The organism is Ruegeria sp. AJ12 (genome assembly GCF_056536245.1).
In genome coordinates, this window is record NZ_JBQFJJ010000001.1 from 2,230,105 (window position 1) to 2,257,004 (window position 26,900).

A 26,900-nucleotide genomic window follows, 5' to 3' on the forward strand; every position below is an offset into this window, starting at 1 on the left:
GCGCCCAGTTCCGCTCAGAAGGCTTCGGCAAAGATATTGCCAGCCGTCACAACATTGATACCACCGGACACCGGGATGACGGCCCCGGTCACGTAGGCTCCGCCCTGTCCGCATAGAAACAGCATGCACCCGGCAATATCCTCGTCTCGCCCGACGCGCCCCAACGGCACTGATTTCCCGACCTTGTCGCGCGTGCCCTCGTCTGCCGTGGCAAACGCCGTCATGCGCGAGACGAACGGCCCCGGGGCCAGTGCATTGACCGTAACGTGGTACGGCGCCAGTTCCTGGGCCATGATCTTGGTCAGGTGCAAAACCGCCGCTTTGGAGGCGGAATAGCTGTAGGCGCCATCACCCATCGGGACCTCGCCCATGACCGAGCCGACATTGACCACGCGTGCCGGGTCTTCCAGCGTGCCGGATTTCATCAGCAATGGCAGCAGCCGCTGGGTCAATTCGAATATCCCGGCGACATTAACGGACATCACTTTTTCCCAGGCTTCATAAGGAAACTGACCCATCGGCGCGCCCCAGGTCACGCCCGAGTTGTTCATAAGGATATCCAGCCGCTCGGTACGCGCGTTGATCTCAACGACCAGTGCCTCGATCCCGTCTTTGTTTCCGATATCTCCAGCGAACCCTTCTGCGTGTCCCGGTGCATCCAGCGCGTTCAATTCGGCAGCGACGGCTGCGCAGGCGTCGCCCTTGCGCGACGCGATCAGAACATGCGCGCCGGCCCGGACCAGAGCTTCGGCCGCCATCCGGCCGATCCCTGTGGCACCACCCGTCACCAGCGCGGTTTTTCCCTCAAGCGAAAAGAGAGTGTCGGGTGTCATGATCTGCTCCTCATACGTTGTGCGGGTTCCGGTGCGACTGACTGGCGTGGATCGCCTGTCTGATCTGAAACCTGCCGTTGCGGGACTTTCCCGTCCCCGCCGTTGACATCGCACGATCCTGCACCAAGAGTTCCTCCTTACCGAATAACAGGGACAACAGGCTCAACATGCAAGCGTTACTCAGCGTCGCCCCGGGTGGGCCGGAAACACTGGAACTGACCACCCTGCCCGATCCTGAGCCCGGCAAGGGTGAGCTGCTGATCGGCGTTAAGGCAGCAGGCGTCAATTTCCCCGACACATTGATCATCCGGGACCTCTACCAGATGAAACCTCCCCGGCCTTTTGCGCCCGGCGGTGAAATCGCCGGAGAAGTGCTGGCCCTTGGTGAAGGGGTCAGCGGTTTTGAAATCGGTGATCGCATCTTGGCTCTGACAGGCTCCGGAGGGTTTGCAACCCATCTCAAGATCCCCGCAGCGACAGCCATCAAATTCCCTGACACGATGCCGTTCGAAGACGCGGCGTGTTTCCTGTTCACCTATGGGACATCCTACCACGCGCTCAAGGATCGTGCGGCCCTTCAACCGGGCGAGACCCTGCTGGTTTTGGGCGCAGCCGGTGGCGTGGGGTCTGCCGCCATCGAATTGGGCAAGGCCATGGGCGCACGTGTCATTGCCGCGGTCTCTTCCGCTGAAAAGGCCGAGTTTTGCCGTAATATCGGTGCGGATGACACCATCCTCTATCCCCGGGATTTGGACAAGGACGCGCAAAAGGCTTTCGCCAGCGAAATCAAAGCCATCGCAGGTCGAAATGGCGTGGATGTGGTTTATGATGCTGTTGGCGGTCCGTGCGCGGAACCTGCCCTGCGCAGCATGGCGTGGAAGGGGCGCTATCTGGTCGTCGGGTTTCCGGCGGGCATTCCCAATATCCCGCTTAACCTGCCTCTGCTCAAAGGATGTCAGATCGTGGGTGTTTTCTGGGGCGCGTCTGTCTTCAGGGATCCGAAGGGACACGCCGAAAACGTCGGGGAATTGTTCGATTTGTACGAAACAGCACAAATCAAACCGCGCGTTTCCGTGCGCTATCCATTGCACCGGGCACCCGAGGCGCTTGAGCTTTTGTCCCAACGCTCTGCTCTCGGTAAGGTTGTATTGATCATGGAAGAGCACTAAACAGCCTGTCGAGGCGCCGGGCGAGGTTCAGAAGCGCACGGGAAACGCCCCAATATATAGTGGCAATGTCAGGTGGACAGAGCCGCCGAATCGCGTCTATGAACCTGTGATGGGGATTGTAAAGATATGCGCAACGTACTGGTATTGAATGGACCCAACCTGAATCTGCTTGGTACGCGGCAACCCGACGTCTATGGCGCCACCACCTTGCAGATGATCGAGGACATGTGCGTCGAGCACGGCGCGTCGATCGGGCTGCAGGTGTCTCATCTTCAGTCCAATCACGAGGGCGCGCTGGTGGATGCGATTCACGCGGCGCGTGGTGCTCAGGACGGCCTGGTTCTGAATGCCGGTGCCTTTACCCACACCTCCGTTGCCCTCATGGACGCCATCGCCTCGGTGGAGTTGCCGGTTGTCGAGGTTCACCTGTCCAACATCCATGCGCGAGAGGAATTCCGCCACAAGTCCTTTGTTGCGCCTGTTGCACTGGGTCAGATTTGCGGGTTTGGCGCGCAGGGCTATGTTCTGGCCCTCGGCGCGCTGGCCGCGCATTTCAAGGCGGGAGATGCGGCATGAAGCTAAAGGAATACCTGCATTTCGTAGGCTACGCCAAGTCGCTGGAAGAACTCTGGGATGCGCATTGCCGCCAGATGGCGACGTTTGGCTTTGACCGGCTGCTCTATGGCTACACGCAGTATCGGACCGCCACTTCGCTGGGTGATCCCGAGGACTTCGTGATTCTGACCAATCATTCCCGCGCCTATATGGACGGGTTTCTTGGCGATGGCCTTTATTTTCATGCGCCCATGCTGAAATGGGCGCTCGAGCACGAAGGCGCCGCCAGCTGGAAAATGATCCAGGATATGCGGGCCAGTGGAACCCTGACCGCACAGGAACAGAGAGTTCGCGATTTCAACGAATCCAAGGGGGTCGTGGCGGGTTACACGATCAGCTTCAACTCCGTTTCCATGCGGTCCAAGGGCGCAATTTCCCTGTCGGCCAAGAACAACCGCAGCCAGGATGACGTGGATGCCATCTGGGACAAGCATGGCGAAGACATTCTGTTGATGAACAATGTCGCGCATCTGAAGATTCTCACGCTGCCCTATCACCCGCCCAACCGCGCGCTGACGAAACGGCAGCGGGAGGCGCTGGAATGGGTTGGAGATGGCAAAACCACACAGGACATCGCCGTGCTGATGGGGCTGACATCGGCGACCGTGGAAAAACATCTCAGGCTCGCCCGCGAGGCCTTGTCGGTTGAGACCACGGCGCAGGCCGTTCTGAAGGCGTCCCTACAAAACCAGATGTTTGTCATGGAAGCCTGATGCGCAGGAGTTGACGCTAAACTGCGCCACTTTACCTAGGGTAAGGAATACATGACTTTCCAAATCCGGGGTGAAAATTGCAGAGTGGTTACGTTCCGTGAGTGGTGGCTTTAGCCAGGGAACATACGGTTGGATCTTTGCAATAACAGAGCTCTCCAATCACTCTGACACTGGGGCGCCTATTCGTCCGCGTCCCTTGGTCGGAAATTTGGGGGGCCTCGACCATCCCCATCATGCGGGGCCCTCCATCCTATCCACGTTTGTCGGAAAGCAGCGCTTTCACCCTTGGCACGACGTGAAAAAACCGGCCACGCGTCGCGCAGCCGGTTTGACTTGGTTGGTCTGAAATTCTAGCGAAGCCGATTCTGGCCTTAGCCCTGAGCGGCCTTTGCTACTTCGGCGGCGAAGTCTTCTTTTTCGACCACGATGCCTTCACCAACTTCGAGACGGACAAAGCCAGTGATCGTTGCGCCCGCTTCTTTGGCTGCCGCTTCGACAGTCAGGTCCGGGTTCACGACAAAAGCCTGGTTCAGAAGGGTCGATTCGGCGACGAATTTCTTCATGCGGCCTTCGATCATCTTTTCGATCACCTGCTCCGGCTTGCCGGATTCGCGGGCGATGTCCATCTGAACCTGCTTTTCCTTTTCGACAACAGCCGGATCCATGTCGGCTTCGGACAAGGCCGCCGGGTTCACAGCGGCGATGTGCATCGCGACCTGCTTGCCGATGGCCTCATCGCCGCCCGACAGAGCAACCAGAACGCCGATTTTGCCCATGCCGTTGGTGGCTGCGTTGTGGACATAGGACACAACGGTATCGCCCGACAGTTTCGACATGCGGCGCACCGACATGTTCTCGCCAATCGTGGCGATCTTGTCGGTCAGAGTGTCTGCAACGGTCTTGCCACCCAAATCGGCGGCCAGCAGAGCGTCAACATCGGCGACGCCTTCGGCTGCGTAAGCGATCTTACCAACCATTTCCTGGAATTCGGCGTTTTTCGCGACAAAATCGGTTTCCGAGTTCACCTCGACAGCCACGCCGTTGCCGCCGTCAACGTGGACCGCGACCAGACCTTCGGCCGCGGTACGGCCTGATTTCTTGGCCGCTTTGGCCAGTCCTTTGGTGCGCAGCCAGTCAACGGCTTCGTCCATGTTTCCGCCGGTTTCGGTCAACGCTTTTTTCGCGTCCATCATGCCTGCGCCGGTTGTGTCGCGCAGTTCTTTCACCATTGCTGCTGTGATTGCCATCTTTTGGCTCTCCTCAATTCAAACGGATTTGGGGCAGGTCATACCCTGCCCCATATGTCATTTACGTGACGGGCAGCTTACGCTTCGGCTTTGACTTCCGGCGCAGCTTCGGCTTCCGGCGCGGCGTCTTCTGCGGGTGCTTCTTCGGCCACGGCCTCTTCAACCGGAGCTTCTTCGAATTCACCCAGATCGACACCTGCCGCACCCAGTTGCGCGGTCATACCGTCCAGAGCGGCACGCGCTGCCAGATCGCAGTAGAGCGAGATCGCACGGGCTGCGTCGTCGTTGCCCGGGATGATGTAATCCACACCATCGGGCGAGCAATTGGTGTCGACAACGGCCACAACCGGGATGCCCAGCTTGTTGGCTTCAGCGATGGCCAGTGCTTCTTTCTTGACGTCGATGACGAACAGCAGGTCCGGAACGCCGCCCATTTCGCGGATACCGCCCAGCGATGCCTGAAGCTTACCCTGGTCCCGTTCCATGCCCAGACGCTCTTTCTTGGTCAGGCCTTCGGCACCCGATTCCATCGCTTCGTCGATCTGGTTCAGACGATTGATCGACTGGGAAACGGTTTTCCAGTTGGTCAGCGTGCCACCCAGCCAGCGGTGGTTCATGTAGTACTGAGCCGACTTTTCAGCCGCTTCCGCGATCGGCTGAGCCGCCTGACGCTTGGTACCGACGAACAGAATGCGGCCACCTTTTGCGACGGTGTCACGAACGGCCTGCAGCGCCTGATCCAGCATAGGAACGGTCTGGGTCAGGTCCATGATGTGGATGCCATTGCGCGAGCCGTAGATGAACGGGCCCATGCGGGGATTCCAACGCTGTGTCTGGTGACCAAAGTGAACGCCAGCTTCCAGCAGCTGACGCATGGTGAACTCGGGAAGAGCCATGCTATGTTTTCCTTTTCCGGTTTACGCCTCGGCGGGGGTGAAAGAAGCGGATGCTCCAACCGGTGGTCCTGATGAGGATGTCTCCCTCAAAAAGCCCAAACCCCGCCTGCGGGTTTGAATGGCGCGCGTATACGGCAGGATTTGGGGACGCGCAAGGGCGAAACGCCCTTAAATTTCAAGCTTTGCCAAGGCATGCGCATGGCGCACGGCTGCTTCACAATGTTCCGCCAGAGCCTTGCGGCTGTCAAAGTCGCTGACCTTGGCGGGTTCGTGATAAATCAGCTCCACCCAGCCTTGCCGGCTTGCGCCGAGTGTCTTGAGCAAATGCGGTCCGAATTCCATGTCCCCCCACCAGCCATAGAACCTGTCCGGCTGTCCCTTGGGGGCGTGAAAGACCACCGAGACGGGCTGGACATACATGAACTCGCGCAGCTCATCTGCGAAGAACGCGGCAAAGAGGCTTGTTTTAAAAGGTAAAACACGCAGGCCGTCTGTTGATGTCCCCTCGGGAAAGAACAGCAGTTTGTGGCCCGCCTTCAGGCGTTCTTCAAAGACCTCTGTCTGCTCCTTGGCCTTTTTGCGATCCCGTTCGATAAACACGGTCCCGGTTGCACGCGCCAACCAGCCGATTCCGGGCCAGCCTGCGACCTCGGCTTTGGATACGAAATAGATGCGTTTCCGGGCATTCAGGGCAAAGATATCCAGCCAGGAAGAGTGATTGGCAACAACAGCACCGCGTTCGTGCATCAAAGTGCCTGAGGTGCGATAACCCATTCCGAGTATTCTGAATGCATTGCGGCAGACAAACTGCGTGATGAACGGCGTGACGGGCCTGCGCACACCGAAAAGCGGCAACTCGACCAGCCGAACTGTCAGCAGCAAAACCAGACCGCCAAAGACCAGAAGAGCCAGCGGCAGGCCGCGCACCACAGTCAGGACCCAGCCCCAAACGCCTAGCTCAAGCGGGTCAGGTGCATCCTCACTGTTCCAAAGCGGGTCACTCACAGGATCAGGCCCCACTGTATATTCGTTTTTGGCGGTCGTTCATGCGGGCTGTATCCAGGATCAGGCAGATATCCGTTGTGTTAAACGCATGATCGATGAACGCCCCCTCACCCACGAAACCGCCCAGACGCAGATACGCCTTGATCAAAGCGGGCACCTGCACCATAGCGGCGCGGCGGTCTAACGCGTCGGGGGCAACAAGGTTCATCGACTGAAACACATCGGGTTGCGCCTGGACCCGCAAGTCCGGCGGCGCAAGGTGATTGTGATGCAGCATCGACAAGGGCTGTGCCAACGCCTGTACATCTGTTCCATGAAAACTGGCGACACCGAACAATACTTCGATGTCGCGCTCGGCAACATAGGCCGCCAGACCATTCCAGAGATGATACATCGCCGTGCCGCCGCGATAGTTGCGGTGTAGACAGGATCGTCCCAACTCCAACAGCTTGCGACCGCTGGTTTTGAGGACGGTCAGATCGTACTCGTCTTCGGAATAAAACTGGCCGAGTTCGGCGGCACGATCGCCTGGCAACAGCCTGTAAACGCCCACAGCTTCGCCGGTTGCATCGTCATAGGCCAGCATGTGGTCGAAATACGGATCGAACCTGTCCTGTTCCAGACCGGCCTCATGATCCACCATATCCCCGCCGCCGCCCAACTCCTTGACGAACACCTCGTAACGCAGCCGCTGGGCGGCGCGCAGGTCATCCTCGGTTTCGGCGAGTCGGATTGTGAACGAAGGGCCAGCGTCTGCCATGTCCGGAATGTCGTTCCTTTTGTTTTGTGGGCGGCAGATATCGCAGTTCTTCTGCCATTGGCAACATCATCTCCTGAGGTCGGATCCGTTAACCTTTCCTAAACCAGTTTCACGGATCAAAGACCGGCATCAGGGCGATGCGCGTCCCGTCAATCACCACTTTTCCCTGCTCGCGAAAGTTCACGGTGATTTTGCCTGCGATGTTGGACTGAACCTGTCCGACACCCCAATCGGGGAAATCCGGGTGACGGACAAGCATCCCCGGTGCAAGAATGGCATTCAGGTCTGTCATACGGTGGCTCCGGTCCTACATTTGGCAGATACATCAGGAGGTACGCATGGGCGCATCAGACGTCAACCTGGCCGAGTTGATCGGTTCCCGGATCTGCCACGATCTGATCAGCCCGATCGGTGCCATCACCAACGGGCTGGAGCTGCTGGACATGGTCGGTGCCGTGCAGGGCCCCGAGATGGAACTGATCTCGGGCAGTGTGGGCAGCGCCGGTGCGCGCATACGCTTTTTCCGCGTTGCGTTCGGCTCGTCCAGCGACCAACCTCTGGGCCGGTCCGAAGTGGCCGAACTGCTGAAAGATATCGAATGTGCGGGACGGGTGCGGGTCAACTGGAACCTGACCGAGGCTGTTCCGCGCAATCAGGTGAAACTGGCGTTTCTGGCACTGATGTGCTGCGAAAGCGCAATGCCCTTGGGGGGCGAAGTGGACATCGCGGCGCAGGGCGACAAGTGGATCGTGACGGGCCGGGCCGACAGACTGAACCTGGACAGCGATCTTTGGAAACACGTGGCCACAGGCCGGTTTCCCAAAAAGATATCTCCGGCACAGGTGCAATTTGCACTGTTGCCTGACACGGCCAGCGCGATGGGGCGGCGTGTTGCGGTAGAGACCAACTCGACCCGCGTCACCCTTCGGTTCTAGGCGCGGGTCGTACCGTCTCCGCGTACGAGGTATTTGAAACTGGTCAGTTGCGCCGCGCCAACCGGCCCGCGCGCGTGCATTTTGCCAGTGGCAATCCCGATTTCAGCGCCCATGCCAAATTCCCCGCCATCCGCGAACTGGGTTGACGCGTTGTGCATCAGAATGGCGCTGTCCAACCGTTCAAAGAACCGGGCCGCAGCCGTTGCATCCTCGGTCATAATGCAATCGGTGTGGTTCGAGCCGTAGCGCTGAATATGGGCAATAGCCGCGTCGATATCGGCGACGGGTTTTGCCGCGATGACGCTGTCTAGGAATTCCTTGCCCCAGTCCTCGTCACTGGCAGAGACCGTGCCATCGACCGCCAGAGGACCCAGGGCGTGAACCTCGACACCGGCGGCCAACAAGGCAGAGACCACATCGCGCCCGAGCGTTTCCGCCACCTCCTGATGGACCAAAAGGCATTCGGCGGCGCCGCAGATGCCGGTGCGGCGGGTCTTGGCGTTCAGGACAACGTCCAGCGTTTTCTGCGGATCGGCTGCCTTGTCGATGTAGATGTGAACGATGCCTTCGAGATGTGCAAACACCGGCACCCGTGCCTCGCGCTGCACCAGACCCACCAGCCCTTTTCCCCCGCGCGGAACGATCACATCGACCGAGTCCGTCATGGTCAGCAATTCCTGTACGGCGGCCCGGTCACGGGTCGGTACTAGCTGGATGGCATCTTCGGGCAGGTTCGCCGCCTTCAGGCCTTCGACCAGGCAGGCGTGAATGGCGGTTGAGGAATGAAAGCTCTCTGACCCGCCCCGCAGGATTACCGCGTTGCCGGACTTCAGGCAAAGCGCACCCGCATCCGCGGTCACATTGGGGCGGCTCTCATAGATCACACCGATGACGCCCAAGGGGGTCCGGACGCGTTGAATGTGCAACCCGGTCGGCATGTCCCACTCCGCAAGCACCTCTCCCACCGGATCGGGCTGATCCGCGACAGTCCGCAACCCGTCGACCATGCCCTGTACGCGCGTCTCGTCCAACATCAGACGGTCCATCATCGCAGGGTTCAGACCCTTTTCCCGACCGAAGTCCAGATCCTTTTTGTTGGCGTCAACGATCCGGGATCGATTGTCCCAGACCGCGTCGGCCGCCGCAATCAGGGCGGCATGCTTACGCTCGGCACTCGCAAAGGCCAGATCGCGCGACGCTGCTTTGGCACGGGTCCCGATATCCGCCATCAGGGCGGGGATGTTATTAAAGTCCTTCATGTCACGTGCCTTCCAGATCGGTATGTTGTCCTATGACAGCCACAGTTATAGCGCCAGATCGTCCCGATGGACCAGCGCGGCCCGTCCAGGATAGCCCAACGTCGCCTCGATTTCCGAGGATTTGCGGCCCTTGATGGCATCCGCCTCCTGCGCGGTATACCGGCTGAGCCCCTGCGCAAGACGCCGGGCACTCGGGTCCAGGATCGCGACCGGATCCCCCCGACCGAAGTCACCGCTTACCTCGACGATACCCGCAGGCAGCAGGCTTTTGCCGTTGGCAAGGGCCCGTGCGGCGCCTTCGTCCACCGTGATTTCACCCCTGGGTTTCATGGCCGAGATCCAGCGTTTGCGCGCCGCATGTGGATCAAGCGTGGCCGTGAACCAGGTGCAGTTTCCACCATTTTCAAGCATTTTCAGGGGATTGTCTGGCGATCCTTCGGTGATCGCCATGGCGCAACCCGCCGCCGTGGCCATCTTGGCCGCCAGCAACTTGGTCTTCATGCCACCTTTGGACAGACCCGAACCGGCGTCGCCCGCCATGGCCTCGATCTCGGGCGTGATGCGGTCGATGACTTCATATCGTTTCGCGGACGCATCCTCGTTGGGGTTTCCCGAATAGAACCCGTCCACATCCGACAGCAGGATCAGTTGATCTGCCCCGACAGTCACCGCGATCTGGGCGGCCAGCCGGTCATTATCCCCATACCGGATTTCGTCTGTTGCCACCGTGTCGTTCTCGTTCACGATGGGAACAACCTTCAGCGACAACAAGGTTTCCAGCGTCGAGCGGGAGTTCAGATATCGCCGCCGATCCGCGCTGTCCTCCAACGTGACCAGCACCTGCGCGGTGGTGATGTCATGCGGTGTCAGCGCTTCCTCATAGGCGCGCGCCAGCCGGATCTGACCGACGGCAGCAGCGGCCTGCGATTGTTCGAGCGGCAGGGTGTCCGTGGGCAGGTTCAGAACACCGCGCCCGAGCGCAATGGAACCGGACGAGACAAGGATGACATCCGTTCCCTGCCCTTTCAGCCAGGCGACGTCCTGCGCCAGAGATTGCAGCCATTTGGACCGCAGCAACCCGGTCTCTCGATCGACCAACAGCGCCGATCCGATTTTGACAACCAGTCGCCGCGCTGTGGTCAGGGTTGCCACGAGGTTGCCTCCGCAGCGGGTTTCTGGCGCAGCCGGTCTTCGTCGATCCGGGTACGCAGGGCACGCAGAACCTCGGTCACACCCTGATGTGACACGCCGGACATGGTCATGACAGGGTCGCCGGCGGCCTCTTGCAACTCGGCCCTGGCGAGTTCCAATTCGTCCGCATCCAGCGCGTCGGCCTTGTTCAGCACGGTTATCCGCGGCTTTTCGGCCAATGCGCCGCCATAGGCTTCCAACTCGTGAATGATCGTACGGTAGTCTTCGGCGACGGTCTGGGAGGTCCCATCAACCAGATGCAGAAGCACGGCGCACCGTTCCACGTGACCCAGAAACCGGTCCCCGATTCCGCGCCCTTCATGTGCGCCTTCGATCAATCCGGGGATGTCGGCCACGACGAATTCAACATTGTCGACGCCAACAACACCAAGATTGGGATGCAGCGTTGTAAAGGGGTAGTCCGCAATCTTGGGGCGTGCGTTGGATGTCGCCGCCAGAAACGTGGATTTGCCCGCATTCGGCATGCCCAACAGTCCGACATCCGCGATCAGCTTCAGCCGCAACCAGATCGTGCGGTCTATGCCTGCCTGTCCCGGATTGGCGCGGCGCGGCGCCTGGTTGGTCGGAGATTTGAAATGCAGGTTTCCAAACCCGCCATTGCCGCCCCTGGCCAGCAGAACACGTTCGCCCACCTGCGTCAGGTCGGCGATCACCGTCTCTTCGTCTTCGTCCAGAATTTCCGTGCCCACGGGCACACGCAGGATGATGTCGTCGCCATCCTTGCCCGTGCGTTGCTGGCCGCGCCCGGGCTGGCCGTTCTTGGCAAAGAAATGCTGCTGATAGCGAAAGTCGATCAGGGTGTTCAGCCCGTCCACGACCTCGGCCCAGACGGACCCGCCCTTGCCACCATCCCCGCCATCGGGGCCGCCATATTCGATGTATTTTTCGCGCCGAAAGCTGACGCAGCCGCTACCGCCGGCCCCGGACCGGATGTAGACCTTTGCAAGATCGAGAAATTTCATGTCTGTCCCCTACTGCAAAGGTCCCATCGGCCACAAGTCAGAGTTTCTTACTATAGGTCCAGGTGGGCACATTCGCATCGCGCGCCACCGAATAGCTCTCGGCGTCACCCAGATATTCGAACCCGCAATGGGTCAGGACCCGGGCCGAGGCCGGGTTGTCCTGAAACACGCTGGCAAACATGGTCGCGTTTTCCAGCGGGTTCGCCTTGACCAGCATCTCCACAGCCAACGACGCGATCCCCGTGTTCCAGTAAAGCGGAGCGACCCAATAGCCGACCTCGGACTGGTTGCGATCCAGCCGTTTGAGCGAGATCAGGCCTATCAGTTCCGGGCCACCGTCCTTGGTGGCGTCCATGACCCAAACGTCCTCGTCCCGCTCGTCCGCCATCGACCGGGTGACAAACGCCTCGGTCGAACCTGGTGGCAGGGGGTGCGCAATACTTGTCGTCATGCGCGCAACGCGCTCATCGCCTGCATAATGTTCGATGAGACCCAAATCCGACCGGCGCAACGGGCGCAGGTCGAACCGCTCGGTTTCAATGACCGGCTGGTTTATTATTGTCTCAAGTTTCATGAATGCGTTCCTCCTCCGAACAACACAAAAAGTACGGATGCAACAGTGAGACTCGCTAACGTCCACATCAGATATTTTTCCACCGGCCGTCCTTCAACCGCATGGGCGATTCTATCGCCTGCAAATGTCCAGATCGGGTGAAGAACCACCTGACAAATCAACAAACATGCAGCGATTGTGATCGTCGCCTCAAACGACGGCGTTCCCGCTGCGACAAAGCCGGTGAACCCGGCAATGATCATCGCCCAGGCCTTGGGATTGAGGGGGTGAACAACCAATCCGGCCCAAAAGCCCGGCGCCTCCCCCTGGTCCTGTTGCCGGGACAAGCGCGTATTGGCGATTTTCCACGCCAACCACATGATATAGGCCGCCGAGGCATATTTCAGCACCGCGAACACCGCAGGTGCCTGCTCCGCCAGCTGCAACAAGCCAAAGCCCACGGGCCAGATGATCAGTTGCTTTCCCAGAATAACCCCGCCGACAAACGGCAATGCCGCCCGGAACCCGTAACGCGCACCGGTTCCCAGCAGGACCATGTTCGCCGGTCCCGGCGTACCGACCTGAGAGGCGGCAAAGATCAGGAAACTTGTGGTTGCGACTGTCATCTGAACGTTCGATCAAAACTGCGTTAAAACGAGAAAGGGGACCGGCACTTTGTGCCGGTCCCCCATGAATTTTTCTTAAACCTTCTGGGTTTCGGCTTACTCTGCGGCCTCCGCCACTGGCAGGACCGAAATAAAGGTGCGGTTCTTAAGTCCCTTGTGGAACTTCACGGCGCCATCGACAGTTGCAAAGATGGTGTGATCCTTGCCCATGCCCACGCCTTCGCCCGGCCAGAACTTGGTGCCGCGCTGACGCACGATGATGTTGCCTGCGATGGCCGCCTGACCACCATAGAGTTTCACGCCAAGGCGGCGACCTGCTGAGTCGCGACCGTTACGGGAGGAACCGCCAGCTTTCTTATGTGCCATTCTCTCTCTCCTTAGCCTTTGGCCAGCTCTTTGGCCTGCTCAACCCATTCGGGTTTCACTTTGACCGTTTCGATAGCAGCAATCTGCTCGTCCGACAAGGCGGCCAGAGCGGCAAAGCTCTCGATACCAGCCTCGGCCAGCTTCTTGGCAGCGGCAGGGCCGACGCCTGTCAGCGCCGTCAGATCGTCAGCAGCCGCCGCGGCGGGTGCTGCTGCTTTTGGTTCCGCTTTTGCCTTGGGTTCCGCTGCCTTGGCAGGCTTTTTTGCCGCCGGAGCAGCTTCGCCAGCCGGAGCCGAACCGGTTGCAGCCTTGATGCCCGACTTGTCAGCGCCAGACGACAGGATGTCGGTGATCTTGACCAGAGTCAGCTTCTGACGGTGGCCAACGGTGCGCTTCGAGCTGTGCTTACGACGACGCTTGACGAACTTGATGACCTTGTCACCTTTGATCTGTTCGATCACTTCGGCCTGAACGCCGGCGCCTTCGACGAACGGTGCACCAACAACCGGAGCGTCCCCGCCCAGCATCAGAACATCGTTGAATTGAACTGTTTCACCTGCGTCGGCAGCCAGCTTTTCAACACGGAGCATATCGCCCGCCTGAACCTTGTACTGCTTGCCGCCAGTCTTGAGGACCGCAAACATGCGTCTTTCCTTTTCATACCCGCGTTCTGTGGTCCCCTTACGGGTGTTTTGGCCCCAACAAATAGGGAAGCCACCTCGAACAGCGCGCCCTTTTCGGGCTGTGTGACTGACCCCTGACTATTCCTCTGGGGTCAAATAATAACGAGACCCGGCGCGGAAAACCGGCCGGGATGGGCGCTTATCCATAGATTGCGGGGGAAAGTCAACAGCAAAGCCGCGCTAAAGTTCGGACCCGTTCAGAACCATTGCCACCGCCTCGCCCAGCCGGAAAGAAATGCCGTCAAACATCCGGTCAAACCCGTCAAACAGGGCCGCGTTCAGAGCCTTGCCCGTCTCGGTGCGGGAAAACGCGATATTCTCGCGCATCTGCGCCTCTTCCAGAGGACGATAAGCCATCAGCAGAAAGGAATAGAGCCATGAGGTCGTCTCGGCAGTCATGTCGTCCTTGCGCGACAACAGCTCGGCCAGCAAGGCGCCCTCATCCGTCATCGCCTCGTGATCCAATCCCCGAAAAAAGTTGTAATCCGCGCTCAGCGCGCCCTGCACATTCTGTTCGATCAGGTTGTTGACCTGAATGTACTCGTCGACCAGTTCATACAGAACGGAATCGCGCGCGAGACCGGCATAGGCATCCCGTGCCATCTCTTCGATGGCCTCATCCGAAATCGCCTGACGCGCCGAGTTTTCCAGCTCGATAATCGTCTGGCCCAGTTCACTTTCAAAGAACAGGATGGCCTGATCCAGTTGCGCTTCTGTCAGACCTTGTTGAAACGCCTCTGTGACCCGCTCGCGCATCCAGAACGTGTCGTAGATATCCTCCACCTGCGCCTCGAAAAAGGCACCGCCGGTGTTGCTGAGCATCGTTTCGTCCAGTTCGAGGCGCTGATCCTGACCTTCGTTTGCCAGGATATCCATCACCTCGGACAGGCGCATCGCCTGCGCCAGCTGCTCTACCTTTTCATTGGCAAAAAGCGGCGATCCAAAAATCAAAAACGCTGATAAGAGCGCAACCAGACGCATCATATATCCTGCGCCGGGTGCAGTTCAGCCATTCGGGCCGCCAGAACCTCGAACCGCATCGCCATGATCTCGTACTGAATGGCGTTCAGCAACTCGTAGACCTCTTGCATCAAGGGTTGTTCCAGCGCCTCGGTATAGGCGTCGATATCCGCATCCGAAAAGTCCTGATACGTATAGGCCGCCCCAGCCAGTGCCGACAGTTGCAGCGACTGGCGCATGCCCGCTTCGTTGCGCTTCATCATCATGCGTATATCGTCTGCCTCAAGCTGCAGGTCGATCACCCCGGACGCGCTGGCGGCCAGCAGAAACCGCAACTGGATCTCCTGCAGTGCACGCAGCGCGGTGTCGCTGGAATCGATCGCGCGGTTCATCCGCTTGAAACTCTCGACCCGCTGCGATCCATCCTGAATCAGGCCGGCGATGATCTCCTGCCCTTCCCGTTGCTTTGCCTCATCATCTTCGATCATGTGGGACGCGTTTTCCGCCACAACCAGACGTTGCCCCAGATCCGAGGCGTAGAAATCGACGGCATGTGTGAGGGCCTCTTCGCTCAGCGTCTGTTCCAGAATCGAAACGGCTGTTTCATGCATGCCTTCGGTGTCGAAAACCTCTTCGGTCAGGCGGGTCCAGTCTGATCCGAACCCGTCCGGGTCGATGCCCAGCATCTGCGGGGCTGAGCCCGAGGCAAGCGCGATGCTTTCCAGGGCCACGTCAAATCCCGTTGTGGTCAAAAACGCCTCGATCCTGTCCCGGTTGGCCGCGGCAGGCTGTGACGGGATCAGGACAAGCGCCAAAACCGGCACCAGAAACGAAAGGGCGAAACGCTGAGCAAAATGGGTCATACATATCAGCCTAGGTGTTTTGTGCCCGCAGGCAATGGAAAATCCGGGCTTTCTGCCATTCGGGAATTTTCTGCTTGCGCCCCTGCCCGTTCATCACTAAATCCCGCCTGCACAGACCCCCGCGGAGAGGTGCCGGAGTGGTCGAACGGGGCGGTCTCGAAAACCGTTGTGGGTGCAAGCCCACCCAGGGTTCGAATCCCTGTCTCTCCGCCATCAAATATACGCCGGTAAGCGCCTGCCCCAACTCCTGGAACAATAGCGACAACTATAGGGCCGGAAAACGGATTCCCCGCATACATCCTAGCATCGAGGAAGGCCGCTTGAGCGCAAGGGTTCTGTAGCTCGAGGTATCCTTCATCGCAAATTTGATCAGGGCTTGAGCAGAGCGCGCCGGTGACCTTTTCATCGAAGTTGATTGTCCAACTCCAATCGCAGGATGATAAACGTCTCAACAGTGTGCATGGTCCCCTACAGGTGCCCTCATCAACTTTGTCGACATTGTGTCGGCTCAAACACTGCATGCAATGAGCGCCATGTCAGTTTGCAGGCTTAATTATATGTTTTTTATATACAACTTTGACTTTGGCGCGGGGCAAACGCGCAAGACCGTCAAGCTAAAGAATGACATTGCTCGGCTGTAATGCCGTCACATTGAACCCCTATCGGCTGATCTCAGGAAGATGACCGCAACTGGGTGTCCGTCACAAAAAATACATGGCGCTCCGGTTGATCCTCCGCCCCAAAAAACCAAGACAGAGATCAGGACAAAACCGATGAAAAAATGGATGTGCGCGGCCGTCGCCACCTTATGTGCCACGGCTGCAATCGCAGAAGGACGCCACTTCGTCTGCATCTCCGATCAGGACGGCAGCGAGGTCCGCCTCAGTCGCGCGCCGGTCGGCGATACCGGCAGCATCGCGACCAAGGATATCTCGGGCGATGCAATTGTTCTCAACGGCCTCGGGAACATGACTTTTGTGCACATCAAAGACCAGAATGTCATGACCTTTGTCGTTCATATCGAGGACATGACCTATGACCTGTCGATCAAGGGTCCTCATGCGGGAACGGATCACGGAAAATGCACAGAAGTTGACGTTTGATCGGCTGCTCTGTCCGGTGGATCCGCCCGCCGGGCAGCTTTCATGTCTCACTAAGTGACCGGTAGGCGGACCGGACCGCGAAGCGGCTGTTTTTCTGTGCAGATGCCCCAAAAAAGACGGCGCAAAATGTTGTGTCTTCTCACGCCGCTATGCCATAAAGCCGCACCCGGACAGTGAGAAGAATTCATGGATCTACTGAACGCGCTTGTTGCGCTTGCGAATTTTGTGATCGTGCCTGCGGTGGCCTATGGCAGTCAGCTGGCCTTGGGGGCGCTGGGCGTCACGCTGATCTATGGCATCCTGCGGTTTTCCAACTTTGCCCATGGCGACACGATGGCCTTCGGCGCGATGATCGCGGTTCTTGTCACTTGGGGGCTGCAAGCCGCCGGGATCGGCTTTGGTCCACTGCCCACCGCCCTGCTCGCCCTGCCCTTTGCGATCCTGGGATGCATCATCCTGGTTCTGATCACCGACCGGTTCGTCTATCGGTTCTACCGCGAACAAAAGGCCAAACCCGTCATTCTGGTGATCGTGTCGATGGGCGTCATGTTCATCATGAACGGCCTCGTCCGGTTCATCATCGGACCGGATGACCAAAGGTTTTCGGACGGCGCACGATTTCTGATTTCGGCACGTGATTTCAGGGCCCTGACCGGTCTGAGCGAAGGGCTCGCCATCCGCACGTCGCAGGTCATCACCGTGGTTGTTGCCGTGGCCGCGGTGGCGCTGCTGTTCTGGTTTCTCAACAAGACGCGCACCGGGAAATCGATGCGGGCTTATTCCGACAATGAGGATCTGGCCCTGCTGTCCGGGATCAACCCGGAACGTGTGGTGATGATCACCTGGATCATCGTGGCAGCCTTGGCAACGACTGCGGGCGTACTGTACGGGTTGGACAAAAGCTTTAAACCCTTCGTATATTTCCAGCTGCTGCTGCCCATCTTCGCCTCAGCCATTGTGGGCGGTCTTGGCAACCCGATAGGTGCCATTGCCGGCGGCTTCATCATCGCCTTTTCCGAGGTCACGATCACCTATGCCTGGAAGAAGGTTCTGACCTATGTCGCGCCGGAAAACCTCGCGCCGTCGGGGCTGGTTCAGTTCCTGTCCACCGATTACAAATTTGCCGTCAGCTTTGTCATCCTGCTGATCGTGCTTCTGTTCAAGCCCACGGGACTGTTCAAAGGGAAAGTGATATGAGCGAGCCCGTCAAGAATACGCTGCTGTTCGGTGTCGTTGGCTGCCTGATCCTCCTGACAGGTTTCACACAAAGCTGGAATGCCGCCATCCTGATCCTCAACATGGGGCTGATATCGGCGATCATGGCCATCGGTGTGAACCTGCAATGGGGCTTTGCGGGTCTCTTCAACGTGGGTGTGATGGGATTTGTCGCGCTGGGCGGTCTGGCGGTTGTTCTGGTGTCCACGCCGCCTACGCAGGGTGCCTGGGCTGCGGGCGGATATGGTGTTGTTCTGGCGCTGTTGCTGGGCGCAGCAACCGTGGTAGCGGCCGTGCTGGTCACGCAAAAGATGCCCAAAGGGCGCCTGCGCTCCTTTTCCACGATTGGTGTTCTGATCGCCGGGTTTTTTATCTATCGCGCAATTTTTGACCCAAGCGTCGCCGCGGTCGAGGCGATCAACCCTGCGGTCGAGGGCAACCTTGGTGGCCTGAACCTGCCAGTCTTACTGGCCTGGCCAGCAGGCGGCTTGCTTGCGGCTGGTGCCGCATGGCTGATCGGTAAAACCGCACTGGGTCTGCGCTCGGACTATCTGGCCATTGCCACGCTGGGCATTGCAGAGATCATCATCGCCGTTCTCAAGAACGAAGATTGGCTCGCGCGTGGGGTTAAAAACGTCTACGGCATACCGCGCCCTGCCCCCGTGGTTGGGTATGAGATCGAGTTGCAGAACGATCCGGGCTTTATTGCCCGCGCGGACTGGCTGGGCCTTGATCCGATCACCGCCTCGACCCTTTCGGTCAAGCTGGGCTATTCGGTGCTGTTCCTGGCCGTTTTGCTGATCCTGCTGTGGATGGCACAAAAAGCACTCAAGAGCCCGTGGGGCAGGATGATGCGCGCCATTCGCGACAACGAGGTCGCAGCCGAGGCGATGGGCAAGGACGTCACCCGCCGTCACTTGCAAATCTTCGTACTGGGCTCTGCCATCTGCGGGATCGCAGGCGCGATGATGACCACGCTGGACGGGCAATTGACCCCCAGCGCCTATCAGCCCTTGCGCTTTACCTTCCTTGTCTGGGTCATGGTGATCGTGGGCGGATCCGGCAATAATTTCGGAGCGGTTCTGGGGGCTTTTGTGATCTGGTTCTTGTGGGTTCAGGTCGAGCCCATTGGCCTGTGGTTGATGAACCTGATTACCATTGGAATGCCGGATGGCAGTGCGCTCAAGGCGCATCTGATCGACAGCGCCGCGCATATGCGCCTGTTCACGATGGGTCTGATCCTGCTGATTGTCCTCAGATTCAGCCCAAGAGGGCTAATCCCGGAGAAATAGGCAGAAATCTTCTCAAATCTTGGAGCCACGCGCAGGTAATGGCGTGGTTTCTTGATTCAAAAGTGCATTCTGAATACACGGATTCACCGCCCTGACGTTTCGGGCGGTGTGTTGTCGGCTGTACGTCACCAACTCTGCAGCCGTTTTGTAACGATTTTTCGCACTCACCAGTAAGAGTACTTGTAGAAACTATGAAAACACCACTCGCCAAAGCAATCGTCTTGCTGCCAGCTTTTGCCGCGTTGTCAGCTTGTATTCCGACACCGGAAGAACTGGAAACCACACCCGTGAAGGTTCAGACGCCTCAAGGCGTCGTCACCTGCCAGCTCTACCGACAGGATCGCGTCAGCTGGGACCGCGCCATCGATTTCCCGGCCACCAAGATGTCAGTGCCGCAGGCCGACCGGTATTGTCAGGAAGAAGGCCGACGCCGTCTCAAGTAACCGGATGGGGTGCTTGTCTAGCGCGCGCGGAACAGTCCACCGAGAATACCGCGCACGATCCGGCGCCCCGTGGTGCCTTTCAGTTCCTTGATGACGGCAGCGCTCATCGCGGTGGCAAACGTGTCCTTTTTCCGCACGGCACGTGCCGATGATCGCCCAACCCGACCGCCGGAGTACCTGCGGGCAGAGGCATATTCGCGCTCCATCGGTGTTTGCTGTTCCAGCACGTCTTCCGCCTCGGCGGCTTCGGCCTCTTTGGCGGCGGCCTCTGCACGGGCCTGCAGGATCTCGAAAGCTGATTTCCGATCTGTCAGTGTGTTGTATTTTGCGGCCATTGGCGACGCGTTCAGAACCGCCTGCCGCTCTGTATCGGTGATTGGCCCCAGCTGAGACCCCGGTGGTCTGATCAACGTCCGTTCGACGATACCGGGCACACCCTTTTTCTGCAGCATCGAGGTAACGGCCTCGCCAACACCGACCTCCCGGATTGCAACCTCGGTGTCGAAGGCGGGGTTTTCGCGATAGGTTTCCGCCGCCAGACGCAGGTTCTTGCGGTCCCGGGCGGTGAAGGCGCGCAGGGCATGCTGAACGCGATTGCCCAGTTGGCCCAGGATGTCCTCGGGAATATCCGCCGGGTTCTGGGTGATGAAGTAAACCCCGACACCTTTTGACCGGATCAGGCGGGCAACCTGCTCGACCTTGTCAACCAGCACCTTGGGCGCGTCCTCGAACAGAAGATGGGCCTCGTCAAAAAAGAACACAAGCTTGGGTTTTTCCGGATCGCCAACCTCCGGCAGTTCCTCGAACAGCTCGCTGAGCAACCACAACAGGAACGTCGCGTAGAGGCGCGGCGAGCCCATCAGCCTGTCCGACGCGAGGATGTTGATCATACCCTGCCCGGCCGCGTCGGTTCGCATCAGATCGCCCAGATCCAGCGCCGGCTCTCCGAACAGCTTGGTACCACCCTGGTTTTCCAGAACCAACAACCGCCGCTGAATAGCGCCGATCGACGCCGTGGACACGTTGCCATATCGCAGCGACAATTGCGTCCGGTTCTCACCGATCCAGACCAGTAGGGCCTGAAGATCCTTGAGATCCAGCAGCGGCATCCCCTCTTCATCGGCCACGCGGAAGGCAATGTTCAGAATACCCTCCTGCGCTTCGCTCAGCTCCATCAAACGCGACAGAAGCAAGGGGCCCATTTCGGTCACGGTGGTGCGCACCGGATGCCCCTGCTCGCCGAACAGATCCCAGAACGTGACCGGCGCGGCCGCGTAGGCGAAATCGGAAAATCCGATGCGGTTTGCCCTGTCCAGAAAGGCGTCGTGTAATTTGTGTGTTTCGCTGCCTGCCAGCGCCAGCCCGGACAGATCCCCTTTGACATCCGACAGGAACACCGGAACACCGGCCTTGGAAAATCCTTCTGCCAGGATTTGCAGCGTGACGGTTTTACCCGTGCCCGTGGCACCGGCGATGAGCCCGTGGCGGTTTGCGTATTTCAAGCTCAAAGACTGGGGCTGACCGTAACCTTCGCCACCACCGCCCAGGAAAACACCGTTACTCATCTATGACCTGCCTCTTTTTCACCGATCCGCTGCAAGCATACAAAGTTAACCTTTGATTGCGATAGTCTATTCGCTTCGGCGCGGTTCCGGCTGTGACGGAGCTGACTTCCTCCCTGTCGACTGGCCGTGCCTTCGGGCACGGCTTTTTTCCGGTTTTCATGTGTGAAAACGAACTGATGAGTACATTAATAATTCAGGTTAGCAGTTGACCGCTGCGCCCCCCTCTCGTAACGTTTGCGCACAAATAAGTCGGCCGGTCCGACGGGGAGAAAAATTTGGGAAAGGGAGCTGCTCCACCAGCTCCCTTTTTCTTGTCTCAAACCGCTTGAAATCAGCCTTGGCGGCAACAATCCGTTCACTTTCGAAACCGCATACCGCTTAGTGCCTGACAGCGGGCGCGAAGGGTGGTAGACGAAGCAAAAAGATCAATCACCAGACCGAGGCATTCATGATCAAGAAACTCCTCTCGTTAAACACGCTGGCTGCCGTGCTGATGTGCGGCGCTGTCAGCGCCCAGGAAACTCAGACACCCGAGGCAGACACCGGGCTCGACCTTGGTGAGACTGGCCCCCGTGTCGGAGAACAGTTTGTCAAAGACACGTCCGGCGACTGGGAAGTATCCTGCATCAAGGCCGAAGACGGCGAAGACCCCTGCGCGATTGTTCAGATCCTGAACGGAGAACAGGGGGATCCGATTGCCGAAGTGTCGATCGGCAAACTGCCAGCAGGTGGCGCTGCAGTCGCATGGGCAAATGTGATCGTTCCACTGGAGACGCTGTTGCAGGCACAACTGGCCCTGTCCATCGATGGCGCGCCGCGCAAACTGTACAATTACCACCACTGCGTTCCCGTCGGATGCGTGGCTCAGCTGGGTTTGAGCCAGGGCGATATCGACGCCATGAAGGGTGGATCAAAGGCGGTGTTTTCGCTGGTTCCGGCCCGCTTTCCCGACCAGGTTCTGGAAATGGAAATGTCTTTGTCGGGGTTCACCGCAGGATTTGACGCGCTCTCCGTTAACGTGAACTAAGACCTACTTACCGGTGCGATTGGCCGCCGCGACGGCGCGGTGGCCAACACCCTGTCCCCTTATACCTTTTTCAATGCCAAAACGGCATTCAAGCCGCCAAACGCAAAGGCGTTGCTGAGCGCGACATCGACCTTGGCCTCGCGCGCTTCGTTGGGAACCACGTCCAATGCGCATTCGGGATCGGGTTCTTCATACCCGATGGTCGGCGCTATGACCCCGTCCCGCAGCGCCATGAGGCAGGCCAGCAGCTCAACAGCACCGGTCCCACCGATCAAGTGGCCATGCATGGACTTGGTCGAGGAGATCATAAGGTCATCGGCATGTGGCCCAAAGACATCCGCAACCGCTGCACATTCCGTTTTGTCATTGGCGGCCGTGCCGGTGCCGTGCGCGTTGATATAGCACACGTCGCTGGCATTCAGCCTGGCATCGGCCAAAGCCCCTGACATGGCGCGGGCGGCCCCCTGCTTGCTGGGCATGACGATGTCCGCGGCATCCGATGACATGGCGAATCCGACAACCTCGCACAGAATCTCGGCACCGCGAGCCCGGGCACGTTCGTATTCTTCGAACACAAAGATCCCGGCCCCTTCGCCCTGCACCATACCATTGCGGTTGGCGCTGAACGGGCGGCAGGCATCCTTGGACATGACCCGCAAGCCTTCCCAGGCCTTGACGCCGCCAAAGCACAGCATGGATTCTGCCCCACCCGTGATCATGGCCGGCGCAGCGCCGCTGCGCACCATCTGAAAAGCCAGCGCCATGGCGTGGTTTGATGAAGCACAAGCAGTCGAGACCGTAAAGCTGGGGCCTTTGAGATTGTGTTCCATCGACACATGGCTGGCGGCGGCATTGTTCATCAGCTTTGGCACAACAAAGGGATGCACCCTGTTTTTGCCGTCCTCGTAGACCGAACGGTAATTGTCGTCCCAAGTGGACACACCACCGCCCGCCGTGCCCAGGACAACACCCGACCGCGCGGCCATATCGCCGTGAAACTCGATCCCGGATTGTTCGATCGCTTCCTTAGCGGCTGTTAGCGTGAATTGGGTAAACCGGTCATAAAGCGTCATCTGCTGGCGGTTGAACCTGCCTTCCGCCTCGAACCCCCGCACCTGGCCGCCGATCTTGATTGTCAGACGGTCGACATCGCGAAACTCCAACTCGGAAATGCCGCAACGACCCTCACGCATGGCCTCGAGCGTATCGGGAACCGAATGGCCCAGCGAGTTGATGGTGCCGGCCCCGGTAATGACAACACGTTTCATGAGCGCGGGTCAGACCTTTTCCGACACAAGCTTTTCGATACCGGCGATGATCGCGGCCACATTGGAAATGTCGAAATCATTGGCCTGCGGTTCGTTTGCGTTGAAGGGGACTGTGATGTCGAACTCTTCTTCGATGGCAAAGATGCTCTCGACCAGACCCAGGCTGTCGATGCCCAGATCCTCCAGTGTGCTGTCCGGTGTCACATCTGATGGCTCCAGCACGGCCTGCTCTGCAATGATTGCGATGACGCGGTCGCTGATGCTCATATCGATCCCCTGATTGTCGGTTTGCGGATGATTTAATCACTCGGAGGCTGTTTGAAAACAGCCTTTTTCAACGCCTCGACGTCACGCGCCAGACGCGGCAGACGGCGTTGTGCCTTGTAGATATCCGTGTGGCTGTCCATTTTGATACCGGGATAGCCCATGATGACACGGCCGGCAGGTACGTTGGACAGAATCTTGGTGCCGCCACCTGAAATCACGCCGTCGCCGATAAAGATATTGTCCACCACGCCGGTCTGGCCACCCAGCACCACGTTGTTGCCAATCTCGACGGACCCGGACACGCCGGTTTGACCGCACAGCAGACAATCCTGTCCGACGCGGGTGTTGTGCCCCACATGCACAAGGTTATCCAGTTTGGACCCGTTGCCGATACAGGTGTTGCGGATCGTGCCGTTGTCGACCGTGCAATTCGAGCCGACCTCGACATCATCGCCGATTTCAACGGCACCCAGAGAGTGAATACGCAACCAGCTTTGCGCCTTGGCCTCGCCCTGGTCACCCAAAGTCTTGCGGGCGTTTTCCGCCCCCGAGACCTCGGGGGTGACATAGCTGAAACCATCGCCACCGATGCGCGCCCCCGGCTGCGCGATAAAGCGCGCGCCGATCTGGGCACGTGCGCCGATACTCACCATCTCCCGCAGGACGGCGTTTCCTCCCAGAACTGCGTCCATGCCGATCACACAATGTGCCCCGATTGTCGAACCGGCGCTGATGCGGACCCGCGCCCCGACAACGGCCAACGGCCCGATGGATACGTCCGCCCCGATCTCAGCGGTCGGATCAACGATGGCAGAAGGATGGATGCCCGGCTCGACCCCCTGCCCGCGATCCAGCATCGCAGTGATCCCGGCCATGGCCATGCGCGGACGCTGAACAAAAATGGCAGCGCGCAGCCCCAGAGCCTGCCAATCCGCGCCGTCCCACAAAACCGCAGCCCGCGCGTCACCCGCTGAAAGCGCTTCGGCGTATTTCGGAGACATCGCCATCGCCAGATCCGTTGGCCCGGCATCGGCGGGCTCGGCCGCACGCACGATTGTCAGATCGGCCTCGCCCTGGCACTCAGCGCCCAGAGCGTCGGCGATCTGCTGTAATGTATACTGCATGGCGGGCTTCCTTTTGGCAGGATTTGCCCCCGTGATTACCCCTGAACGTCGGGCAGGACCACCCCCGCCTTTTGCAGGGCCTCCCAAATCTTGCGGTCCCGGTCATAGACGTCACGGCGGTACTGCACATCACCCTTGGGTCCGATATAGGCTGTCCGGTAAATCAGGTGCACCGGAACCGGCTGATCAAGATTGACCTTGGTTTCCTTGCCGGTTTTCAGAACACGATGGAAGAACGCCTTGGGGTCCTCTTCCTGCTTGGCCAGCAGCGCATAAGCAAAGTCAAACGGATCCGCCAGCCGAATACACCCGTGCGAGAATGCCCGGACTTCGCGCGCGAACAGGTTTTTCTGCGGTGTATCATGCAGATAGATGTTGTACTTGTTTGGGAACATGAACTTTACCAGACCCAGCGCATTGCGGCTGCTGGGCGGTTGGCGCATCGCAAATGGGAAGTTGCGCGCGGTGAACTGGGTAAAATCCACGGCCCCGCGATTGACCTGTCGGCCGGTGCGATCCGTGATCTGGATGTGCCCGACCGCGTTGGGGTTGGCCTGCAGCTGGGGCAGATATTCCTTGGTGATGATCGAGCGTGGCACATACCAGCTGGGATTGATCACCATATGCTCCATCTCATCCGAGAATTCCGGGCTGCGACGATCATGTGTGTTTTTCCCGATCACGGCGCGGGTCTCGAACGTCACCAGACCGTCATCGACGATCTTGGCCGAGAAATCGGCCTGGTTGACCAGGACATGACGTTCACCCCGGTCCCGCGGCAACCAGCGCTCGCGCTCGAGCGCGACATAGACAGCTTTCAACCGATCTGAGGCAGGCCGATTGAGCTCTGCAATGGTTCCTTGCCCGGCCACGCCGTCGGGTTCCAGCCCGTGATCTGTCTGAAACGCCTGCACGGCTGCCAGCAAGGTTTCATCAAACTCGGGGCTGGCCGTTGGTCTGAGGTAACCCATCGAAACCAGCCGGTTGCGTAGTTTGATGACATTGGACCCGGCATCGCCATATTCCAGCTTCGCCACGGGGACGGTCGACCCCCAGCCGCCTTGCGCGACCAGTGCTTCCAGCGCCAGTTTCTGCTTCATCAGCGCGCGGTACTGCCGGGTCTGGGGCGCGATCTGATCGAGATATGTCGCCCCCTCACCGGTCACAAGCGCCTGCAAATGCGCGGCATCACTGCGGCGCTCGACAGCTCTTACCAGACCTTTGTCAATGCTGGCCGGACGCAATGTGCCGGAATACAGATCGTCGGCGTATTGCACGAACACACGGCTCAACTCTGCCTCAACCACGCCCATATCCCGCACGGACCGCGCCTGCTGCATCTGATCGACAAGCGCCTGAACATCATAGCGGGTCGCCGGCAAACCGTGCCGATGGGTGTTGGATATGGCCGCGATCAGAGCGGCGCGTCGTTGCTTATGCTCTGGCGTGGACCCCACCCAGATCGGCGAAAATCCGTTTGTTCGGTAGAATTCGGCAATTTCGGACGAGGCCGGAATGGTTTCCGCGACGGCCATCTGAAAGGCTGTGCTGGGGGACGCGTCGGACGTGGTGTTCGCAATTGCGCTTGTTGCCGCGAAACAGGCGGCAAACAGGATACTGGTACTGGTCCGAAAAACAGAGAGCATGGGATGACCTTGGTTAATCAATGACTTGCGCAGATGGGGTTGCGTTGAACAAATATGGAATTAGCGCTATGCCCTTGTCTATTCACAAATTCCTTACCTGTTCCCTAAAATCGAAGGCTGATGCGCGATTGCATCGACGCGGTGACACAAAAACCGCAATTTCCGAAAAACATGCATTGCTGCATCAGTTGCGCAAAAAACTGCCGAAAATTCCCCCTTGAAAACATGAATACGAAAGACTTCTTGGCCGCCGAATCCGTTTGTGCCATAAATTCGCCATCTGGGATGGGAAA

29 protein-coding genes and 1 tRNA gene are annotated in these 26,900 nt (G+C 58.9%); 10 read left to right on the forward strand and 20 right to left on the reverse strand.

The annotated features are described in order from the left end of the window. Nucleotides 1-14 precede the first annotated feature (14 nt). On the reverse strand, nt 15-833 hold the full coding sequence (locus ACR3E0_RS11295) for an SDR family NAD(P)-dependent oxidoreductase (RefSeq protein ID WP_480478869.1): 819 nt from the start codon (nt 831-833) through the stop codon (nt 15-17). Between the two features lie 167 nt (nt 834-1,000). Between ACR3E0_RS11295 and ACR3E0_RS11300 the strand changes: the two genes are divergently transcribed. From ACR3E0_RS11300 to ACR3E0_RS11310, 3 genes are all read left to right on the forward strand, one after another. Next, nucleotides 1,001-2,002: an NADPH:quinone oxidoreductase family protein gene (locus ACR3E0_RS11300; RefSeq protein ID WP_480478870.1), complete on the forward strand. Its 1,002-nt coding sequence runs from the start codon at nt 1,001-1,003 to the stop codon at nt 2,000-2,002. Between the two features lie 126 nt (nt 2,003-2,128). Continuing rightward, entirely contained in the window at nt 2,129-2,578 is a 450-nt protein-coding gene (gene aroQ, locus ACR3E0_RS11305; protein WP_480478871.1) for a type II 3-dehydroquinate dehydratase, read from the forward strand. Continuing rightward, complete coding sequence (locus ACR3E0_RS11310; RefSeq protein WP_480478872.1) at nt 2,575-3,330, forward strand: LuxR family transcriptional regulator; 756 nt, start codon at nt 2,575-2,577, stop codon at nt 3,328-3,330. Before aroQ ends, ACR3E0_RS11310 begins: the two co-directional genes overlap by 4 nt. 371 nt (nt 3,331-3,701) lie before the next feature. Here the strand turns inward: ACR3E0_RS11310 and tsf are convergent, their stop codons facing one another. The 5 genes from tsf to ACR3E0_RS11335 all read right to left on the reverse strand — a co-directional run bounded on the left by tsf (nt 3,702) and on the right by ACR3E0_RS11335 (nt 7,530). Then, nucleotides 3,702-4,577, reverse strand: coding sequence for a translation elongation factor Ts (gene tsf / locus ACR3E0_RS11315; RefSeq protein ID WP_480478873.1), 876 nt, complete (start codon nt 4,575-4,577; stop codon nt 3,702-3,704). Between the two features lie 77 nt (nt 4,578-4,654). Continuing rightward, nucleotides 4,655-5,473: a 30S ribosomal protein S2 gene (gene rpsB, locus ACR3E0_RS11320; RefSeq protein ID WP_480478874.1), complete on the reverse strand. Its 819-nt coding sequence runs from the start codon at nt 5,471-5,473 to the stop codon at nt 4,655-4,657. Between the two features lie 168 nt (nt 5,474-5,641). Then, a complete protein-coding gene (olsA, locus tag ACR3E0_RS11325) occupies nt 5,642-6,478 on the reverse strand; it encodes a lyso-ornithine lipid O-acyltransferase (RefSeq protein WP_480478875.1) in 837 nt (278 codons plus the stop codon). A gap of 4 nt (nt 6,479-6,482) precedes the next feature. Further along, complete coding sequence (olsB, locus tag ACR3E0_RS11330; RefSeq protein WP_480478876.1) at nt 6,483-7,238, reverse strand: L-ornithine N(alpha)-acyltransferase; 756 nt, start codon at nt 7,236-7,238, stop codon at nt 6,483-6,485. Nucleotides 7,239-7,347: 109 nt separating this feature from the next. Further along, nucleotides 7,348-7,530 (reverse strand): DUF3553 domain-containing protein, encoded by a 183-nt coding sequence (locus ACR3E0_RS11335; protein WP_480478877.1) that lies wholly within the window; start codon nt 7,528-7,530, stop codon nt 7,348-7,350. A 46-nt stretch (nt 7,531-7,576) separates the two neighbouring features. Here ACR3E0_RS11335 and ACR3E0_RS11340 point away from each other — a divergent pair, with 46 nt between their 5' ends. After that, nucleotides 7,577-8,173, forward strand: a complete 597-nt coding sequence (locus ACR3E0_RS11340) for a histidine phosphotransferase family protein (RefSeq protein ID WP_480478878.1) — start codon at nt 7,577-7,579, stop codon at nt 8,171-8,173. Here the strand turns inward: ACR3E0_RS11340 and ACR3E0_RS11345 are convergent. The 9 genes from ACR3E0_RS11345 to ACR3E0_RS11385 all read right to left on the reverse strand — a co-directional run bounded on the left by ACR3E0_RS11345 (nt 8,170) and on the right by ACR3E0_RS11385 (nt 15,657). Further along, complete coding sequence (locus ACR3E0_RS11345) at nt 8,170-9,432, reverse strand: glutamate-5-semialdehyde dehydrogenase (RefSeq protein ID WP_480478879.1); 1,263 nt, start codon at nt 9,430-9,432, stop codon at nt 8,170-8,172. The two genes, ACR3E0_RS11340 and ACR3E0_RS11345, sit on opposite strands and share 4 nt — an antisense overlap. 45 nt (nt 9,433-9,477) lie before the next feature. After that, nucleotides 9,478-10,584: a glutamate 5-kinase gene (gene proB, locus ACR3E0_RS11350; protein ID WP_480478880.1), complete on the reverse strand. Its 1,107-nt coding sequence runs from the start codon at nt 10,582-10,584 to the stop codon at nt 9,478-9,480. After that, on the reverse strand, nt 10,572-11,606 hold the full coding sequence (obgE, locus tag ACR3E0_RS11355; RefSeq protein ID WP_480478881.1) for a GTPase ObgE: 1,035 nt from the start codon (nt 11,604-11,606) through the stop codon (nt 10,572-10,574). Before obgE ends, proB begins: the two co-directional genes overlap by 13 nt. Before the next feature lie 37 nt (nt 11,607-11,643). Next, a complete protein-coding gene (locus ACR3E0_RS11360; protein ID WP_480478882.1) occupies nt 11,644-12,180 on the reverse strand; it encodes a GNAT family N-acetyltransferase in 537 nt (178 codons plus the stop codon). After that, nucleotides 12,177-12,785: a LysE family translocator gene (locus ACR3E0_RS11365; protein ID WP_480478884.1), complete on the reverse strand. Its 609-nt coding sequence runs from the start codon at nt 12,783-12,785 to the stop codon at nt 12,177-12,179. Before ACR3E0_RS11365 ends, ACR3E0_RS11360 begins: the two co-directional genes overlap by 4 nt. Nucleotides 12,786-12,881: 96 nt before the next feature. After that, a complete protein-coding gene (gene rpmA, locus ACR3E0_RS11370) occupies nt 12,882-13,151 on the reverse strand; it encodes a 50S ribosomal protein L27 (protein ID WP_010440093.1) in 270 nt (89 codons plus the stop codon). Nucleotides 13,152-13,162: 11 nt separating this feature from the next. Further along, nucleotides 13,163-13,795, reverse strand: a complete 633-nt coding sequence (locus ACR3E0_RS11375; RefSeq protein ID WP_480478885.1) for a 50S ribosomal protein L21 — start codon at nt 13,793-13,795, stop codon at nt 13,163-13,165. 219 nt (nt 13,796-14,014) lie between these two features. After that, nucleotides 14,015-14,815, reverse strand: a complete 801-nt coding sequence (locus ACR3E0_RS11380) for a DUF2059 domain-containing protein (RefSeq protein WP_480478886.1) — start codon at nt 14,813-14,815, stop codon at nt 14,015-14,017. Beyond that, nucleotides 14,815-15,657, reverse strand: a complete 843-nt coding sequence (locus ACR3E0_RS11385; protein WP_480478887.1) for a DUF2059 domain-containing protein — start codon at nt 15,655-15,657, stop codon at nt 14,815-14,817. The genes ACR3E0_RS11380 and ACR3E0_RS11385 overlap by 1 nt, the downstream gene beginning before the upstream one ends. A 123-nt stretch (nt 15,658-15,780) precedes the next feature. Between ACR3E0_RS11385 and ACR3E0_RS11390 the strand changes: the two genes are divergently transcribed. From ACR3E0_RS11390 to ACR3E0_RS11410, 5 genes are all read left to right on the forward strand, one after another. Then, nucleotides 15,781-15,870 (forward strand) — tRNA-Ser (locus ACR3E0_RS11390). Between the two features lie 560 nt (nt 15,871-16,430). Continuing rightward, nucleotides 16,431-16,760: a hypothetical protein gene (locus tag ACR3E0_RS11395; RefSeq protein WP_480478888.1), complete on the forward strand. Its 330-nt coding sequence runs from the start codon at nt 16,431-16,433 to the stop codon at nt 16,758-16,760. 186 nt (nt 16,761-16,946) lie between these two features. Beyond that, the gene (locus ACR3E0_RS11400; RefSeq protein ID WP_480478889.1) at nt 16,947-17,957 is read left to right on the forward strand and encodes a branched-chain amino acid ABC transporter permease; all 1,011 of its coding nucleotides are present in this window, start codon (nt 16,947-16,949) and stop codon (nt 17,955-17,957) included. Further along, nucleotides 17,954-19,267 (forward strand): branched-chain amino acid ABC transporter permease, encoded by a 1,314-nt coding sequence (locus ACR3E0_RS11405; RefSeq protein WP_480478890.1) that lies wholly within the window; start codon nt 17,954-17,956, stop codon nt 19,265-19,267. The genes ACR3E0_RS11400 and ACR3E0_RS11405 overlap by 4 nt, the downstream gene beginning before the upstream one ends. Before the next feature lie 191 nt (nt 19,268-19,458). Beyond that, nucleotides 19,459-19,710 (forward strand): hypothetical protein, encoded by a 252-nt coding sequence (locus ACR3E0_RS11410; protein ID WP_480478892.1) that lies wholly within the window; start codon nt 19,459-19,461, stop codon nt 19,708-19,710. 17 nt (nt 19,711-19,727) lie between these two features. Here ACR3E0_RS11410 and ACR3E0_RS11415 read toward each other — a convergent pair whose 3' ends face one another. Then, nucleotides 19,728-21,275: a helicase HerA-like domain-containing protein gene (locus ACR3E0_RS11415; protein WP_480478894.1), complete on the reverse strand. Its 1,548-nt coding sequence runs from the start codon at nt 21,273-21,275 to the stop codon at nt 19,728-19,730. Between the two features lie 448 nt (nt 21,276-21,723). On the opposite strand from ACR3E0_RS11415, the gene ACR3E0_RS11420 reads away from it, so the two are divergent. Next, nucleotides 21,724-22,302 (forward strand): invasion associated locus B family protein, encoded by a 579-nt coding sequence (locus ACR3E0_RS11420; RefSeq protein ID WP_480478895.1) that lies wholly within the window; start codon nt 21,724-21,726, stop codon nt 22,300-22,302. Nucleotides 22,303-22,361: 59 nt separating this feature from the next. Here ACR3E0_RS11420 and ACR3E0_RS11425 read toward each other — a convergent pair whose 3' ends face one another. Genes ACR3E0_RS11425 through ACR3E0_RS11440 form a run of 4 tightly spaced genes read right to left on the reverse strand, consistent with a single transcriptional unit; the run spans nt 22,362 to nt 26,607 of the window. Next, nucleotides 22,362-23,570 (reverse strand): beta-ketoacyl-[acyl-carrier-protein] synthase family protein, encoded by a 1,209-nt coding sequence (locus tag ACR3E0_RS11425; RefSeq protein WP_480478896.1) that lies wholly within the window; start codon nt 23,568-23,570, stop codon nt 22,362-22,364. A gap of 9 nt (nt 23,571-23,579) precedes the next feature. Beyond that, nucleotides 23,580-23,837 (reverse strand): acyl carrier protein, encoded by a 258-nt coding sequence (locus tag ACR3E0_RS11430; RefSeq protein ID WP_480478897.1) that lies wholly within the window; start codon nt 23,835-23,837, stop codon nt 23,580-23,582. Between the two features lie 32 nt (nt 23,838-23,869). Beyond that, on the reverse strand, nt 23,870-24,961 hold the full coding sequence (gene lpxD, locus ACR3E0_RS11435; RefSeq protein ID WP_480478899.1) for a UDP-3-O-(3-hydroxymyristoyl)glucosamine N-acyltransferase: 1,092 nt from the start codon (nt 24,959-24,961) through the stop codon (nt 23,870-23,872). Between the two features lie 35 nt (nt 24,962-24,996). Next, nucleotides 24,997-26,607: a L,D-transpeptidase family protein gene (locus tag ACR3E0_RS11440; RefSeq protein WP_480478901.1), complete on the reverse strand. Its 1,611-nt coding sequence runs from the start codon at nt 26,605-26,607 to the stop codon at nt 24,997-24,999. Nucleotides 26,608-26,900 lie beyond the last annotated feature (293 nt).

Bases quoted from the DNA above. Each gene is read 5' to 3' on its own strand.
- ACR3E0_RS11380 (WP_480478886.1), bottom strand. From the start codon at position 14,815: ATGCGTCTGGTTGCGCTCTTATCAGCGTTTTTGATTTTTGGATCGCCG.
- ACR3E0_RS11410 (WP_480478892.1), top strand. From the start codon at position 19,459: ATGAAAACACCACTCGCCAAAGCAATCGTCTTGCTGCCAGCTTTTGCC.
- rpsB (WP_480478874.1), bottom strand. From the start codon at position 5,473: ATGGCTCTTCCCGAGTTCACCATGCGTCAGCTGCTGGAAGCTGGCGTT.
- ACR3E0_RS11340 (WP_480478878.1), top strand. From the start codon at position 7,577: ATGGGCGCATCAGACGTCAACCTGGCCGAGTTGATCGGTTCCCGGATC.
- ACR3E0_RS11405 (WP_480478890.1), top strand. From the start codon at position 17,954: ATGAGCGAGCCCGTCAAGAATACGCTGCTGTTCGGTGTCGTTGGCTGC.
- ACR3E0_RS11440 (WP_480478901.1), bottom strand. From the start codon at position 26,607: ATGCTCTCTGTTTTTCGGACCAGTACCAGTATCCTGTTTGCCGCCTGT.
- ACR3E0_RS11395 (WP_480478888.1), top strand. From the start codon at position 16,431: ATGAAAAAATGGATGTGCGCGGCCGTCGCCACCTTATGTGCCACGGCT.
- obgE (WP_480478881.1), bottom strand. From the start codon at position 11,606: ATGAAATTTCTCGATCTTGCAAAGGTCTACATCCGGTCCGGGGCCGGC.
- ACR3E0_RS11420 (WP_480478895.1), top strand. From the start codon at position 21,724: ATGATCAAGAAACTCCTCTCGTTAAACACGCTGGCTGCCGTGCTGATG.
- ACR3E0_RS11375 (WP_480478885.1), bottom strand. From the start codon at position 13,795: ATGTTTGCGGTCCTCAAGACTGGCGGCAAGCAGTACAAGGTTCAGGCG.
- ACR3E0_RS11310 (WP_480478872.1), top strand. From the start codon at position 2,575: ATGAAGCTAAAGGAATACCTGCATTTCGTAGGCTACGCCAAGTCGCTG.
- ACR3E0_RS11365 (WP_480478884.1), bottom strand. From the start codon at position 12,785: ATGACAGTCGCAACCACAAGTTTCCTGATCTTTGCCGCCTCTCAGGTC.
- ACR3E0_RS11430 (WP_480478897.1), bottom strand. From the start codon at position 23,837: ATGAGCATCAGCGACCGCGTCATCGCAATCATTGCAGAGCAGGCCGTG.
- ACR3E0_RS11385 (WP_480478887.1), bottom strand. From the start codon at position 15,657: ATGACCCATTTTGCTCAGCGTTTCGCCCTTTCGTTTCTGGTGCCGGTT.
- tsf (WP_480478873.1), bottom strand. From the start codon at position 4,577: ATGGCAATCACAGCAGCAATGGTGAAAGAACTGCGCGACACAACCGGC.
- ACR3E0_RS11300 (WP_480478870.1), top strand. From the start codon at position 1,001: ATGCAAGCGTTACTCAGCGTCGCCCCGGGTGGGCCGGAAACACTGGAA.
- aroQ (WP_480478871.1), top strand. From the start codon at position 2,129: ATGCGCAACGTACTGGTATTGAATGGACCCAACCTGAATCTGCTTGGT.
- olsB (WP_480478876.1), bottom strand. From the start codon at position 7,238: ATGGCAGACGCTGGCCCTTCGTTCACAATCCGACTCGCCGAAACCGAG.
- ACR3E0_RS11415 (WP_480478894.1), bottom strand. From the start codon at position 21,275: ATGAGTAACGGTGTTTTCCTGGGCGGTGGTGGCGAAGGTTACGGTCAG.
- ACR3E0_RS11425 (WP_480478896.1), bottom strand. From the start codon at position 23,570: ATGAAACGTGTTGTCATTACCGGGGCCGGCACCATCAACTCGCTGGGC.
- ACR3E0_RS11400 (WP_480478889.1), top strand. From the start codon at position 16,947: ATGGATCTACTGAACGCGCTTGTTGCGCTTGCGAATTTTGTGATCGTG.
- ACR3E0_RS11360 (WP_480478882.1), bottom strand. From the start codon at position 12,180: ATGAAACTTGAGACAATAATAAACCAGCCGGTCATTGAAACCGAGCGG.
- ACR3E0_RS11345 (WP_480478879.1), bottom strand. From the start codon at position 9,432: ATGAAGGACTTTAATAACATCCCCGCCCTGATGGCGGATATCGGGACC.
- ACR3E0_RS11335 (WP_480478877.1), bottom strand. From the start codon at position 7,530: ATGACAGACCTGAATGCCATTCTTGCACCGGGGATGCTTGTCCGTCAC.
- ACR3E0_RS11295 (WP_480478869.1), bottom strand. From the start codon at position 833: ATGACACCCGACACTCTCTTTTCGCTTGAGGGAAAAACCGCGCTGGTG.
- lpxD (WP_480478899.1), bottom strand. From the start codon at position 24,961: ATGCAGTATACATTACAGCAGATCGCCGACGCTCTGGGCGCTGAGTGC.
- rpmA (WP_010440093.1), bottom strand. From the start codon at position 13,151: ATGGCACATAAGAAAGCTGGCGGTTCCTCCCGTAACGGTCGCGACTCA.